We start from the raw sequence: 15,314 nt of genomic DNA, 5'->3' as shown, positions 1-15,314 counted from the left end.
ACGCATGGTTTTTCTCCTGCAGGCCGGGTAGCCGCTTTCGCATTGTTCTGTCAACGAATTCTCCGCAAGCAATCAGGCGGATTGTTTCAGGATGGTTCGACTGGTGCAGTGTCACAGAACAAGAGTTCTCTCGGACCGCTTTCGGGAGCCTTGGTATGAAGGACGGCTTTGAAGCCTCGAAGACCATCTCTTCAGCTCGCAAAATCGTTCACATTGGGCTTGGCGTCGGGCGCAGTGCCCAAGATTCCGATAACCGAAGATTTGATCGTCTGAAACGGACGGGGCCCTGCATCGATTTCAATGACCTCGACGCCGTGAAGGAATGCCATTGGGACCTCACTTGGGCCGCTTGAAACTGAGTTTGGTTCCCACATGTGGCAAGTCCCATCAATCTTCGATCAGCGAGAAGTCATCGTCACCTCTGGGTTTATTCCTGCGATTTCTGACCTTTCCCGTTCGTTTTGGGCTTTTGGGGATGTAATTGCCGTTTAAAGCCTTTTCGACCAACCATGTCGCGTGGTGTTCCGGAAAGCCTTCGCCAAAGTGGCGGATCAGATCGACGTACTTGAAGCCGAGGGCAGAAATCTTGCTGATCTCCTCACTGGTCGATGCGTTTTTGACAACAAGGCCTCCGCCCTTGGCTGCTAGCATTACGTTATTCTCTTCAAGTGCTGCTGCGAGTTCATTCCACGACCTTGCGGCGGCAACCGCGCTGGCAATAATCAATTTCAGATCGCGTTCTGACGCAGCGTCAGGCTTCAGCGTTTCTGGGGCCGGAGAAACCTTATTTTTTGCGGGCGGGTCGGCCTCTTGTTCTGCTGGACAATGCGTGGCGTTGTCCGTCTGATCAAAATCGGGGGCTGTCTGCGTCTGCGGACTAAGTGAGATTTCGGCAGTCTCAGGCCGGAAGATCAACTCTGGTAATACGGTCTCCCAGCTGTCACGCTTGTGGTAGTGTGCAAAGTCTTCGCCACTGTCGATCTTTCGCCGGTTGATGATGGCCCCGATCTGACCAGAGATGAACGCATGCCCCTGGGGTGGTTTCCACGATTTGGCCATACGTCCGACGACACGGTTTCTGGCGTCGAGCAAAATCCAATGAGGCTGTTGAAACAAAAGGGAAAGGCTGTCCCCAACTTTTGCAGAACGAACAGCCGGGTGCACCTCGTGCGCATCTCGTTGTCGACCTGCGAACGACAGATCAACTGTATCAGGCGCAGGCATCTGGTATTTAACTGCGGGTAGGGCGATCTTGCCGGGATCAGGTACCACGCGCCTGAACAGAACCGACTCGGACTCAGTTTGCAGAAAGGGGTGCACCCCGGATGTCAGCACTGTCAGGCTTTGCTGTGCACGGGTCATGGCCACGTAAAACAGGCGGCGAGGGGCTTCGGTATCTTCTTCTTTTGAAACCCTTGTCCAGCCGCCATTCAGAATAGCGACGTGGTCGAACTCAAGGCCTTTGGCCCTGTGTGCCGTTAGCAAAAGCAGCCCGCGCTGTTCGCCGCGTGTATCTCGCGACCATTCGGCAATCCATTCAACGATGTCGGGCACTGGCATTTCCTTGGTACACAGTTCCCGAGCCAATTCGGCCACACCCTCGGTGAGCAAATCCACCCATTTGTTGCGCGCCTGTTCATTCAGCACCATGAGGATATCCTGACTATTTAGTAACTCGCCCTGTTTCTTGCGCAGCCCCGACACCAAGCATTGGGTTTCTCGGAGGCGCCAAACATTCGGATGATCTTCGTTGGCCATGTCCACGCACAGCCCCTGCGCTTCGGCGTAGGTCCGAACTGCATCCAACGTTTTCCAATCTCGGGAAATCACCGCTGTGCGAGACCAACTCCAGCTTGGGTCCAGACGGGACAGGCGGATTAACTCATCGACGACTGCTACGGCCTGTGGCATGTCACCTGTTGGAACATCAAGCAGTTGGACCCGACCATGGGCAACGGAATCTGCCTTCTCCAAACGCCCACCCCTGGGTTGGGACGCCCGCGCCTGATTGATCCTGATCTCGTGATCAATCTTCATCCGGTTAGGTGCTTTCAAAATGACCTCGTTGGCCGCCGCGATAATATGTGACGTTGACCGGTAGTTCTCGATGAGAAAAGACGGTCTGGCCTTGTAGTCCTCTTCAAACCTGCGGATGAAATCGACTGAAGCTCTGTTGAAGGCGTAGATATTCTGGTCGTCATCGCCAACAGCAAACAGGCTGAGTTTCAGATCGGCATCTTCCAGAGAGCGACCTGCCACTGCAGAAATAAGCGCGTAGGCCTCAGGGCCGATGTCTTGATACTCATCCACAAGAATCCAGCGAAACCCCTGTATAAGGCTATCGCGTTGCGCCTCGGCCTCGGCTTTGGTCAGTCCTTCGGGACTGAGCTGGCGAACCGCTTCCGTGATGATTTCGTTAAAGTCTTTTGTGTCAGCCTGAACCCCCGCGAAACTGGCACCGACCAGTTTCATTGCAAGCGAATGGCAGGTCGAAATCGTGACCCCCGCCGCATCATCACCCACCAGCGCTCGTAGCCGGACGCGGATTTCAGCAGCTGCATGCCGGTTATAGACCAAAACCAAAATACCGCGCGGGTCCTCGCGCTTCATTCGCAACAGATAAGCGATCCGGTGCACTAAAACGCGGGTCTTCCCCGATCCGGGGCCCGCCAGAACCAATACATTGGTCTGTTCCCGGTCATCCACCACGATATCCCGCTGAACTTTGTTGCCTAGGTCTTCCACAATGGCGGTCCAGGACTTGCTGGTCGTTTGTCGCCTGACCTCGCGTGCCATGCCCGGCATCCAGCGTTTCATAAACTGCTCTTTATTGAGCAGAAAGTAGTCCTCTGACAAACGCTCAGCATCCGCCATGTTTTCCAGACCTGTCTCTGCATATGTTGCCATGACATGGGTCTGAAGCGTCTGCTCGGCGTAATGCTCCTCCAAAGGCAGGAAGTCCGATTGCGTGAACTGACCACCCTTTGGGTTCAGAAAGACTGTCATGGCAGCGTGGAATACGGTCAACCCTTTACCCAGTGTCAACACGCCTTGCTCATGCATCCAAAGCAGGGAGCGTTCCAACAACTTGGTCATGTCACTCAGGCCGCTGGATTTCAGAACCGAATCCTGTGTGAGTTGCGCCAGCAGATCACCAACAGTCGTTTCTATCAGCAAGTCTTTGCCGCGCGCGCCTTTTTCGAGCCGCCCCGTCAAAAACCCTAGCAGAATCTTGGCTGCTTGCCACCGAAGTTCAGCAGTCCTTGAAATCGTGCCCCATGACCGTTCGAGTGTGATTTCCAGGGTGTTCCGGCTAATCTTACGCTGTCGGATATTGCCTGTACCGCCATCCTGCCCCTTGCCATCCCGCGCTATGCCTTGGACCAACTTTTCGATCACGTCAGGACGGGCATCGGCGTGGTCTTGGTCGCGCAGTCGCTGGCAGGCTTCCGATAGGTTTAGCGGCATCGGTGTCTCGTTTTCGGCATCCGGCGCCTGCTCGCGTAGCGACGCGACAAGAGCACGTTCCAGAATTGCGGCCTGCGTCAAGCGCGCAGAAGAAGACTGCGCAACGCCGACATGGATGAATACCGTCATCGCAACATCGTTGCGCGCGATGCCAAAGCTTTCGAGATTGGCCATCGCCTTGGTCAGGGCGCCTGGTGTCAAGCCGCTCACACCACAGAGCTGATCCGTGGAAATCCCTTCATCCGCCGGGGCCGACATCAGATGTTGAACGATGGCCAGCAATTGTTTGCGATGCGCATTTGTGATGCTCGCATCGGCCAGCCGTTGTTTCGCCTCGTTTATTGTGTGGACGCTTAGTGAGGAGGGGAAAACTCGAACACGGTTTTCTTCGCGAGAGACTAGCGTTGCCTCCTCAAGCCAGGACACCGCGGTCTTGACCCGTGTGTCGTCCGTTTTTGTGCTGTCCCGCTCAAACGCTCGATCTTTCTCGGACCGAACGATCTCGCCTGTGGTGGCGACGACCTTGCCAGTCTTGCGGGTGCGTTCGTCGATACGGCGCAGCGCTTTCAGGATGGCGCCGATTTCGTGCCGGGCAAGACGAGAGCTGGCCGACAGCCGGAACTGGCGTTCCACGTCATCTCCCGCGAACAACAAAACGCAGTAGGCGTCTTCGCGATCACGTCCGGCGCGCCCTGCTTCTTGCAGGTAGTTTTCCAGCGATCCCGGGATGTCGGAATGAACTACCAGTCGGATATCGGGTTTGTCGATTCCCATGCCGAAGGCATTGGTGGCGGCGATCACCCGCAGGTCTCCGACCCGGAACCGTTCTTGAACGTCGTGTTTGTCATCGGACCCAAGTCCGGCGTGGAAATGCGCTGCGTCCATGCCTTGCGACTTCAGAAACTCAGCAACGCGCTCGGTCTCCTTGCGCGTCGCGCAATAGACCACGGCACCGGATCTACCCTCCGATGGAAGCAGCTCTTCAATTACGTTCAAGACATCGGTCAGTTTGCTGTTCTTGGTCGTAGGTCTGACATCAAATGTCAGGTTTTTCCGCGATGCCCCGCCATCAAGCGAGAGCAGCTGGACCCCAGCACGAGACTGGAAATGCTCCATGATGTCCGCAACCACTTCCGGTTTGGCTGTGGCCGTGAGGCAGAGGATCGGGGCAGGGGGCGGGTCGCCCGAGAACTCTTTGATGAACCGTCCCAGATACCTGTAATCCGGTCTGAAATCATGACCCCATTTCGAAACGCAATGCGCTTCGTCAATGGCCCACAGGCCGATCTCGCGCTGTGAGAGAGCCGAGCGGATGGATGTACTGCGCAATTGCTCGGGCGAGATGATCAGAATGCCCGCATCTCCCATGCGGACCTTGTCCAGCGCATCCTGCCGTTCTGGCATGGACATCTGACCATTGACGGTAACGGAACAGGAAATACCTGCCCGTTCCATCCCTTGTACCTGATCAGCCATCAGGGCGACCAACGGTGATATGACTACGGTTAGTGCCCCGATCTTATCGAACCGGGACAGCGCGGGTACCTGATAGCAAACGGATTTTCCGGTGCCGGTCGGCAGGATGCCCAGCAGGCTGGTTCCGGACATAGCTTCATCGACAATGCGCTCCTGCAAGGGACGACCATCCGGGTCGACAGGCTGGGAGCGAAAACTGTCAAACCCGAACCACCTGTTCAACGCGCGGACGGGGTCATTCTGTTCCGCACACCACTGGCAGTTGGGATCTTTGCAGGATGTATCTCTGAGATGCCGGACAATCAGCGACGCCTCGCGGAACTGTGCCCGGACCCACGGCGGCATGACCGAGTCCCCGCCCGCTACGGTGATCCAGGATAGCGCATAGGCCATAGGCCACCCGTTTCGGGGATTGCTAAGCCGCCCCAGAGTCTGTTCGATCCGTTTACCACAAGCCTGACCGTCCAGCATCCGGCGGATAGCGGCGACAGCTTCATCCTGCGGTGGGCAATTGGCTTTTCGTAGGTACTTGAAAACGGCATCAAACCCGCTCGATTGATCCTTACGGGTAGTCAGATAGTGATAGGCTACAAGCGCATCTGGTTCTCTTTTGGCGAGGTTTTGAAAGGCGTCGAGTTGATTGGCGAACACTTCAAAGACAAGCCGGGCGTCAAGTTCTGGATCATTGATGTGCCCTGCAGCCAACCGCCCGTCCTGATAGTGTTTGACCAGATGGTGGTAGGGGTTGCGTGGGAAGGCCAGCGGGTTCAACCACAATGTATCAATTGGTGCCTGCATGATCTGAGCCAGCCGTGGTCTAGCAGCGATCAAGTGTTCCATATCGTGGCGCAGGAAATTGTGGCCAATTGGATGCGCGATGTCGGCAATGGCGTCTTCCAGGCGATCAAGGTTTTGCTCCAGCGAACCGGTTCCGGATTTCAAAGCCGGTTGGCCATCGTTTCGAACGGCCGCGAAAGCAAAGACCTTGGCGCTCCTGGGATCCACCTCCAGATCGATGGACAGGCATCCAGATAGAAACTCAGTATGTCGACCGTTCATCAAGACAGCGCATTTGTTCAAAGGTTATTGATAGAAATACCTTTTTGAGAACATACACAACCCGGACGGGAGGGGTTCTGTCGCAGGCCCTGGCCTTATTTGTCTGATCGATCGCCCCATTGATAGTCAAATTCTATCGTAAAATAGAAGATGGGAATTGGCGCTTCGATGTCTTTCACAAATGGAAGCGGGTTCACAAACCTCAAAGCTACATCCGATCAAATCATTGGCGTCTGGATGGACGTGGGTTTTTCAATTCAGACTTTCGTAGCAATGCGGAACCGATGTAAGCTGGGTTCTCTACCGACATCCGCAGCGGTGCGCCTCGATGGCCTCAGACAGCCCGAAGTCGCCATTGGATCGGTATGCTAGAGCGAGCGAGTCGCAGACCAAGGCGACATTCGTCAATCATAATCAAATGGCTGCTTGCCCTCGAAGCACAAGCAATTCACGCACATCAGCACACACCAAACTAAGCTTGTGCCTGTTCAATCGCAACGGCTATCCCTGTCACATCGGATCCTTTGTACCCGTTACCCCTGTATGCGCATCGTTGAGCCTATCCACAAACGACGCGAAAATGGATTGCAAAACGCTGCGGAAAGCGTCAATCTTTGGTTGAGGAGTGAAAATCAAATTATACTTTGGAGCATTAATGAAACGCCTTTTCCTATCAACCGTCGCGCTGATGGCATCAACTTTCCAAGCCTCTGGCGAAAGTATCACAATAGAACAAATGGTAACCGCGATAAATCAGATGTGTTCTGGCGGGTCAGAGAGTGGAGAGTTTGAAAATGTAACAGTATCCGGTAGCGGTGACGTTCGCCTCTTAAAGATCGGAAACATCGCGAATATTGGGGCTGATGCAACTTTAGAAGTCACCAATGAAGAGTGGGATGGTATTCGCCCATTATCTGACAGGACGCAAACGTCTCAGATTGAATGCGTAGTGGGTCTGCTACCATTTTTTGAAAGTCGTGTAGCCAAGATTGCGATTGAGGAGTCGGACGCCTCGGTTCAGAACAACACAAGCACTGGTGACTGCAACAACGTTGGTGGCTCAGGCAACACTAGCAACTGCAATAATTGAGTATAAGTCGCGTGGCATATCAAGTAATCCGCTTGTCGTCTCTGTCGCTCGGTGTTGCTGTTTTTGCGTTTGCAATTGCTTCTCAGCCCGTGTCGTCCGAAACTTCAAATGAAACGAACAATTCGGAAGGATGCGGCAATAATGTTGGTGGTGCCAGCAATGTGAATAACGCGATTTGCAACTACGGCACCTTGATAAACATCATGGCTGAAAGGCTCGCACAATTTGACGAAGACTACGTTGAATGCTTGCAATTCGATGCAGCGAGCTGTCGATCTTTGGGCGTAGCTCACGCCAGCGCGCAAGAGACTTGTGAGGCCTTGAATCCGCAAAATCAAAGCAGTCCGCCATCATCTGCCCAAGAGTCAAAGGATCGCTATGCGGCCTATGTCGCCTGTGGAAATCTGGAGACCGTTGCACTATCACTTGACGGCATAGCAGGACGTTTCACAGCAGACTGTATTGAGGGGATAAATGCTCCAACGTTAGGACATTGCAAGAGTTTAACATCGGCTCTTTCTTCGTCTTATCAAGACTTTAAAGTATACCACTCGTTTATCGAAGAGGGTGACTTTTCCCAGCCACTACCGTTTGCGCCTAGCAACTGAATTAACCATTCGGACCGACAGTTCGCAAAGAACCTCGCGACCTAAACACCCCGAAACCGGGGTACCAGGTCGCGTGTCTTGCTCGAAAAACGAACAGATCACAGACGAAGTGTATAGCACGGTATTCGCGAGTGACTAAACCATCATGACTTGGCGTGTTCCGTGAAACAGCGATGTATGCAGCTTGCTGCATCAGTCGCAAAGGGCTCCTCGCGTCCCTTAGCTGCACAGGGTTCTAAGGTCGGCGGGCAGCCCAGACCGGACATTGGCTCAGCCAAACTGATTGAGCGATCAGCGGATTAACGGACCTTCGCCTAGCTCATTGTGTTGTCTGCTTTCTGACCTCCACTACGGGACGCATCCGTGACGAAAAAATGGTTGCCCTATGAGGGCATTCTCTTATTGAAGCACTCAAAATGTCTTCCAGAACCAAAAAGCAGCACATTGTACCGCGATTCTATCTGAGCAAATTCTGCGATCCAGACGGGCTTGTTTGGACCTATTCAGGTTTAGACAGCCCGCGCGGGGACAAGCCAGAAGCAACTGCCGTCGAGACAAATTTCTACAGCCCAATCAGCGCCGACGGTGAAAGGTTCGATGAGGCTGAAAAACTTCTGGCACAGATTGAAGGCAACGCCGCACCACTATGGGAGAACCTCTGCGCAGGCAAAGTTTTGGTCGGTGAAGAGCGTGAGCACATTGCTCTGTTTCTAGCTGCCCAATACTTGCGCTCGCCCTCTACCGTCCGGGCTGGTGCCGAAATGATGGCCTCGCTCGCGCATCATACGGCTCAGTTCATCGCCTCCGACAAAGACGTTCATGATCATTCAGTCGAGAAATACGAAGAGGAAACTGGCCAAAGGATTTCTCCCGAAGAGCGTGAAAAGATGCGGGAATTTATGAGTGACCCAAACAACTTTTCTATAAACGTCTTGCGTTCTGCTGGGCTTCCGATGCTGGGAGGCATGGGGAACCTCGCGAATATCTTCTTGAACATGAAATGGGTGGTAGGACGCAGCGAGGATCAGCATCTGGTTACATCGGACAGCCCTGTCACAAGGATTTCTGATCCGACGACACATAGCCCGATTTATGGAGACGGCGCTTTTGCCAACAAGACAGTAAGGGTCAGTTTCCCGCTTACACCCACCCGAATCATTGAACTGACATGGCAGGGCGAAGAAAGGGAGCGGGTCGTCGAGATACCAAAAACAATGGCTCGAGAAATGAATAGCATTAGGGCGGCGCAAACCGAACGCTTCGTATACGCCTCGGAAAGTGACTTCGGCATAACCAAACTATGCAAAAAGTGGTTGAAGCCAGAGAAGCCGCCTAAGATTGTCACGGGTAGTGATACCCCCTCAATCCATGTGCAACGGAAGTTGTAGCGGAGTAGCGCTCCAAAGACGACATTCGCGTAGGGTGCAGCATCGGTAACTCTTAGCTCTCTACGGGCATCCGCTGCAAGCGCGATTTTCGGGCTTCGTCGGACTCACACATCGCGGGACCTTGCTGCCCGTCGCTACCCCCGAAGGAAGGTCTGTTCCACTGCCCTAATCGGAAATGTGTAAAGGCGCGACGCAAATAAGAGCACCCAAACACGTTGGAGTTCGGTAAATCTTTGGCAACCAGCCGACTTGCGCCCTATCGCCATGTTCAGCTGCGCAACAAGCATTGAACTACTTGAACATGATAAGCTACTCACAATCTGCGGATCGCACTAATCAAAGGGATCTTCTGTGTCATCGATCTACCTATACTCAACCAACCAGGCTAATGCGCCATATTACTTTACGCTCAAAGGAAAACCAGTTTATCTTTATCCCACCAACCAAGCCAACTCGCCTTTCTACTTCACACATGAAGGTAGTTCGATTTATCTGCACGAAACAAATCAGCCAAATTCGCCGTACTATTTCCGCTTAGGTGGAAGGACTGTTTATCTTTACAAGACGCACCAGACCAACTCACCATTCTACTTCAACCTTTGATTTCGTAGGCTTTGCAAAGCCGCCGCTGATCTATTCCGGCTCAATGACGTTGAAGTCTGGGTCTGCTCCTTCTAGGTCTTTGGGGGACGAGGGCAGATCATGACCTTTTAGATCAATAAATTTGATCTCAACATCGTAGTCCAAGCCAATTTCACTGGCAGCAGAGTGGAAGCGAACCCTACTAAAAAACGGTATGGTGAATTCTCCAGATGAGTTGCGTGAATCTGCGATTTGGAACTCGATCGTCCAGCGCTCGTTTAGCGGTCCATTGTTTCGTGCGTCTTGAACTAATTCTTCGTCGACACTGATTGTCTCCAATCTGTCGCACAAGTCAGACCAGTATTCGGGTTGGCGCAGCGCGCGTGCCGCGATCTCGCCTTGATCAAACAGGTAAGAAATGCCCTGGCTTTTCCTTCGGCCGCGCTTCACATGCATGAGCTTACGACCAGCTATGTCCATTTGGTCGCAACCTTCAAATTTGTCATGCGGACAATCATCGCCAAAACGAAACAGTTTTCTGTCGAGGCAGACCAAGCCGAAGGCTTCGCAGGCTCGAACATTATAGACATCTTCCGACACGAACTTCACGCCACGCTTGGATTTGGCAGTCACTCCTTCATCAACTATCTTCGGCCAATCAAATGGAACGGGTTCGTCGCTCTTATGCTTTATGAAAGAGGCGTTTATGGATGTTCGAAAGGAGTCTTTCAGACTATACCATGCACCGTCGTTAATGGCGTAAAGCACGTCGTCCACCTCGAGTGTGCCGACCATTAGTTTGTACAGAGAACTATCGGTCCGCCCATTCTCAGCATCCCAATATGCTCGAACTTCATGCTTCTTGAACAATTCGACGGTGAGGTCGTCAAGGTCAGCGCCCAGCTCTTTGCGATAGTCATCCAAGAACAAATCTGGCCTGCGCCCAGACATACGAATCTTTGTGAACGCGTATTCAACAGCATGTCTGTCGGAGACCTCTGGCAGGCCAATTTCGAACTTCTTGTCTGTCAAAGAGCGAATTGAAGCGACAAGACCTTCATCCAGTTCATCAATTTTGCTTCGGTCAGTAACCATTTGCAGCGTGTCGATAATACTAAATGGCGTCTTGGTGTAGGCATCAGACTGGTAGAGTTCCATCGCATCTGTCGCGTAGTCCGGTATGCGTTCAAGTTTGCGAGAGGAAGAGAACCTTAATGCCTGCGCTCCGGTTATAGAGCTTTCCGAACCATCTCCATCTATACGCCCGCTGACCTTTTTGATGAGTTCGAAGGCTTCGTCGATGCGGAAGCTATTGATGCTTCGGCTAATCGGAGAGTGCTCAACAGAACGCATTGCCCTGACAAGGTCGTTTCTTTCCAAACCCTTTATCGACCCGGCATCCAGCGAGTTAATTGATACTTTCAGTCCAAAATCCGAAACCAACCGGTATGGATTGAGCATATGGCCTGAAAAACCGAACGTCAGAACGAAAAACCGACCTTCCGACTTGAACACGAGTACTGCAGAGTGGCTCTGATTATTGATCGTTTCTTCGATTGCGAAGTTTGCTTTGAGTTGGCCAAACCACCCCGGCGGGTGGCTATTCTTGACGAACAGGAAGAGTTCGCCGCCTTCGCCGAAATCGGCATTCTTCGCCCGAACAATTTTCTGTAACCTCTGGTCTTTAGAAGCGTTGAGAACATCCTTTTTGAAGACGTCCTCGAAGTCGTCGACGTCGTCCTCTTTGGCGAGTAAGAGAGAATATGTTGGCAATGCAGTGCCCCTAAACGTGGTTCTGTTGCTTTACTCTAAGTGTTCGCCGCTGAAATGAATCTGTCAACAAGGCACCTCGACCAGAGGTTGCAAACGGGAAGTTGTCTGATTTACTTCTCTTCAGAAGTTCGGGCGAAGCGTTCTCAAGACCTCCAAACCCCATTAATCCGAAAACTGTAGTCAGTTGCCGTAGTGTCTGCTTACAGGTGAGCCAGCCCATCCTTTCGCAGCTATAGCTAACTTCCGCTTCCCGCCCTGCCTCCTGGAGCCTAGCGGTCTTTTTGAACGAAACGAATGTCTTTTTTGGGCTGGGGGCGGTCAACCGAGCGAAACCCTCGGATCTTGCCTACCAGCGCAAGGTATAAAGCAACGGGTACGCAAATTTGAGCTATTGGACAGTCAGAGATTGCTCTAAACTATCTGAATGAGGACAACTTTCTATCGCTTCGCCTTGGCGATTTGGGCGTCTACAAACGCGGCTATGGCCTGCACTGATGATCCAAACGAGAACTACGATGATATCTACGCCGATGATGCGTCGATAGTCTTAGCTTTTGTGACTGATGTGAGCGTTCCGCCCTTGCAGCCCAACTGTATGCAGGTGTCTTATGACGTTGCACAATACCTACATGGGTCGGTGAGCGATGAGTTTTCGGTGACTATCTGCGAAAAGGACACATTGTGGGCGGACGCCATCGCAAGCCACTCGACAGTCCTTGAGTTATTTGGTTACGTAGCCGGTGCCGAAGTGTTGCTTGCAGTAGTCACCGAGGGAGACAGCGACGAGGCAGTGAGGTATGCGGATCCCAACTGCACCGGCTTCCTTCATTTCAATATGGATCCGCTAACACCTGAAAGGAGGGCTCAGGTGTTGGACATGTTCCAAACAAATATCGAAAAAAGACAATGATCGGTTCGTCCGTACCCTAATCTGAAGTGAAGACAAATCGAATGTCCAGTTCGGGGCTGGCACAAGTTACCTGATCAAAACCATCAGATGTCAGCAGCGACCCCATACATACGCAGTGCTGCGCAGTGCACAAATGTCTGGCCTCGGAATCGGACCAATAAGTTGTGGTCAAAGCTGGCTTCGACAAAGGTTCAGAGCGCGTGGCGGTCGCGACGGGACTCGAACCCGCAACACCCGGATAGACAATCCGGTGCTCTCCCATTGAGCTACGCGACCGCAATCTACTTGGTAGGGCGTACGGGATTCGAACCCGTGTTTTCCGTTAGAAAGACGAATGTCCTAACCACTAGACGAACACCCCAAAGCAAATATGAAATTCATACATCGCTTGAGCGAGTGGCGTCAATTTATTATTTTAAATCAAATACTTAATGTAAATCTCCTCTGTTCATCGCCGAAGGAAACAATGTCAAAACAGAACGCTGGTGTCGTATGCGTGAGGATGAGATCAGGGAGACCGCGCAGATGTGCGAAGTCTCCTCCGTATCGTCAGGTTCTTCCAACCGCTGATTTGACACAGCTTTGATCTCCTTGTGTTTTTGAAACAAAAAAGGCGGCCACCGGATGGTGCCGCCCTGACAGAAAGGCTCTTGCGAACCTAACCTTTTAGGATGCGCATACCTAGTCCACGCACCCCGCTAGGGCGTTGGTCCAGGTATCTCGTTCTGAAAACCGTACTTTCATCGTGCGCTCCAATTGCACGACCACATAGCAGACAAGCACTTGGACGGACAAGAAATTCTTTTGCAAGACAATCGTCCAAAACGGACCTTGGATCCATTGATGTGAAGGTCCGTACCGTCCGCGACTTGCCCGCTTGATCTTGAGTTTTGAATGTTGGCTACAGGCTGGCCCTCGGTCAGCCCAAAGCCGTCATTGGATCGGGATGCTGGAGCGAGCGAGTCGCGGACCGTCCAGACTTTCATTGCGGCCGCGCCACTGACCGGTCTTAGAACCTAGGCAGAAACGACTGGTCAGGTTTGCGCTCCCAAAAACGGTCGGTGAAAAGCATCGCTCAAAAAAGCGATGCCCCTCGACTTAACATATCAGCACGCTGGCGGGGTATATCGCTCTCGATAAAGGGGCACCAATCTTGCAAGATTGGTTGCAAACACCGGTGCGTCCGGTGCGTCCAAACCGTCAAGCGTAAAGACGCCCGGGTCTGGTTTCTTCATGTTGGATACTATCCTTCCCAAGCGGCACTCGAGGCTACCCTCAGGGGCTTGGATCGCGCCAGCCCGGTAAGCGTGTAAAACTCTAATTGCGTCGATAGCAAGGAGCTCCGGGAAGGCTTCATTCTGGAAAGGTCGCAGGGCGAACTGGTCAGCCCAGACCTCTTCATGGAGATCAGTTGTCAGTGGTACAGTCTCCGGACATGAGCGGTACGCATGATGCCCGGCTTCATGCAGCAAAGCGAATATGAGTACCGCGCCGTTGAGCATGTCAGCAGCATGAGCGATCTGAGCAACACCCGTCCTTGCGACCACCTCACCAAGGCGCTCTTGGTATGGAGCGGCATAAGTGTAGTCGAGAAAGACCGGCGGCGGGGGCACGCCATCTCGTCTGTGCATTCGATACGCATGCCGACGCGCTTCCAGCGTTGTTTCATGTTGTTGCAGGACTTGCGGTAGATCTTCGGTCGGCACCGCTCCAAGTAGCGTTAAGAATGTGAACAGAGTGGCCTGCCCTATTAGCTCAACATAACCACGCGACAGTACGATCCGGTCGCGTTCGTACAGAACAACCAACGGATCTTCACTTGGATCGACGATGATCTCGACGTCCCGGATGCAAGCGAGCGCGTCATCGGACCAAGTTCCCGCCACGGCGTCGGCTATCTCAGTTTCCCAGACGTGCGGGAGGCTCTTGATGGTAGCATCCACCTCCGCCTCATAGCGTTCAGATCCTTGGGCGTAGACGGGCATCGCGCTCTGCACGGTCGCGGCCAACAAAACGATAAGACATTGAATGCGTATGATAGCAGTCATTGAGAGTACCCCTTGGCGCGGTTGATCATTGCGAATACACGAGCCTCTTCCGCGGTCATATCTGTGAGCGGTTTGTCCTTTGCGCGACAGTAAATACTGATCGTATCATTGCTATAATTCGACCGTAGGATCGCTGACTGCAGTGCTTCTCGCACTTCTGCATCCCGCCTGAGAATCTCTCCTATCAAAACGCTCCAGCGAGCTAACTCTTCAGGTCCTCGTCCAGGGGGCCTAACGAGCGCCTCCAAAGCTAAGCTCGTGTCGTCGTCGATGCCTTCGGCGCCGAGATTGGCGGGTTCGGAATAAGGCTTTACCTCGCATAGACCGTACCCGATTTCAGCGAAGACGGTCTCTGGAGGTCGATCTACCACCTCTACATACAATCGAGGCGCAACAAGGCTAACACCAACAGCGATCATGACAAATGCGGGCGCGAGAGGAATTTCCACTCCGGGGACGCGGATGTAAGAATCATTCGCGGCTACACCTTTGCGGGCGTAGAACCACCACCACCAAAAGTGCAGCGCCAACCCTCCTGCACAAAGGACTGCTCCTACAATGAGCATGATGTCGAGCAGATTCCACAACAGGTTCTTTCCCCTTTCTGAGCGCGCAAATTATTGCGAGTTTTGGACTAAATCACAATTACAAAGAACGAAGCTGCCCCGGAATGTTCTTTGAAACGGCGTATAGTTAAAGGCCAGCCGCACTTGCATTCTGCAGCTCGCAGCCCAAACCGGACATTGGTCTGGTAGGACTGATTGGTTGATCGGCGGAAGAAGGCGGACGTTTGCTGCGCGCACGCCAAGCACCGCTTTCGGATGTTTTGTCAGATAGTTGTTCGGAAGGGCGTCACAGCCTCCCTGGGCAGAAATTGATGGTTAGGATCTGTGCTGACTACCAACTAAATGA

At 52.9% G+C, this 15,314-nt stretch carries 9 protein-coding genes and 2 tRNA genes; 4 read left to right on the top strand and 7 right to left on the bottom strand.

Annotated elements, in window-relative coordinates:
* Positions 1–191: 191 nt before the first annotated feature.
* Together SLH47_RS24585 and SLH47_RS24580 are read right to left on the bottom strand one after the other, a co-directional pair.
* Positions 192–329, bottom strand: coding sequence for a hypothetical protein (locus SLH47_RS24585; protein ID WP_320243572.1), 138 nt, complete (start codon positions 327–329; stop codon positions 192–194).
* A 58-nt stretch (positions 330–387) separates the two neighbouring features.
* Positions 388–6,003: a RecQ family ATP-dependent DNA helicase gene (locus SLH47_RS24580; protein WP_320243570.1), complete on the bottom strand. Its 5,616-nt coding sequence runs from the start codon at positions 6,001–6,003 to the stop codon at positions 388–390.
* Positions 6,004–6,658: 655 nt separating this feature from the next.
* Here SLH47_RS24580 and SLH47_RS24575 point away from each other — a divergent pair.
* The 3 genes from SLH47_RS24575 (at position 6,659) to SLH47_RS24565 (ending at position 9,089) form a co-directional block, all read left to right on the top strand.
* Entirely contained in the window at positions 6,659–7,093 is a 435-nt protein-coding gene (locus tag SLH47_RS24575; RefSeq protein ID WP_320243568.1) for a hypothetical protein, read from the top strand.
* Between the two features lie 11 nt (positions 7,094–7,104).
* Positions 7,105–7,701 (top strand): hypothetical protein, encoded by a 597-nt coding sequence (locus tag SLH47_RS24570; protein ID WP_320243567.1) that lies wholly within the window; start codon positions 7,105–7,107, stop codon positions 7,699–7,701.
* A gap of 416 nt (positions 7,702–8,117) precedes the next feature.
* Complete coding sequence (locus tag SLH47_RS24565) at positions 8,118–9,089, top strand: DUF4238 domain-containing protein (RefSeq protein WP_320243565.1); 972 nt, start codon at positions 8,118–8,120, stop codon at positions 9,087–9,089.
* Positions 9,090–9,722: 633 nt separating this feature from the next.
* Here SLH47_RS24565 and SLH47_RS24560 read toward each other — a convergent pair.
* Positions 9,723–11,444, bottom strand: a complete 1,722-nt coding sequence (locus tag SLH47_RS24560) for a DUF6119 family protein (RefSeq protein WP_320243563.1) — start codon at positions 11,442–11,444, stop codon at positions 9,723–9,725.
* A gap of 424 nt (positions 11,445–11,868) precedes the next feature.
* Between SLH47_RS24560 and SLH47_RS24555 the strand changes: the two genes are divergently transcribed.
* Positions 11,869–12,354, top strand: a complete 486-nt coding sequence (locus SLH47_RS24555) for a hypothetical protein (protein WP_320243561.1) — start codon at positions 11,869–11,871, stop codon at positions 12,352–12,354.
* Positions 12,355–12,555: 201 nt separating this feature from the next.
* On the opposite strand, the gene SLH47_RS24550 is transcribed toward SLH47_RS24555, so the two are convergent.
* The 4 genes from SLH47_RS24550 to SLH47_RS24535 all read right to left on the bottom strand — a co-directional run bounded on the left by SLH47_RS24550 (position 12,556) and on the right by SLH47_RS24535 (position 14,989).
* Positions 12,556–12,630, bottom strand: a tRNA-Asp gene (locus SLH47_RS24550).
* A 10-nt stretch (positions 12,631–12,640) separates the two neighbouring features.
* Positions 12,641–12,715, bottom strand: a tRNA-Glu gene (locus SLH47_RS24545).
* Between the two features lie 745 nt (positions 12,716–13,460).
* Positions 13,461–14,402, bottom strand: coding sequence for a hypothetical protein (locus SLH47_RS24540; RefSeq protein ID WP_320243560.1), 942 nt, complete (start codon positions 14,400–14,402; stop codon positions 13,461–13,463).
* Positions 14,399–14,989 (bottom strand): hypothetical protein, encoded by a 591-nt coding sequence (locus tag SLH47_RS24535; protein ID WP_320243558.1) that lies wholly within the window; start codon positions 14,987–14,989, stop codon positions 14,399–14,401. Before SLH47_RS24535 ends, SLH47_RS24540 begins: the two co-directional genes overlap by 4 nt.
* Positions 14,990–15,314 lie beyond the last annotated feature (325 nt).

The sequence above is a fragment of the Cognatiyoonia sp. IB215182 genome (genome assembly GCF_033963905.1).
Lineage (GTDB): Bacteria > Pseudomonadota > Alphaproteobacteria > Rhodobacterales > Rhodobacteraceae > Yoonia.
This window is presented reverse-complemented; position numbering and strand designations above follow the sequence as displayed.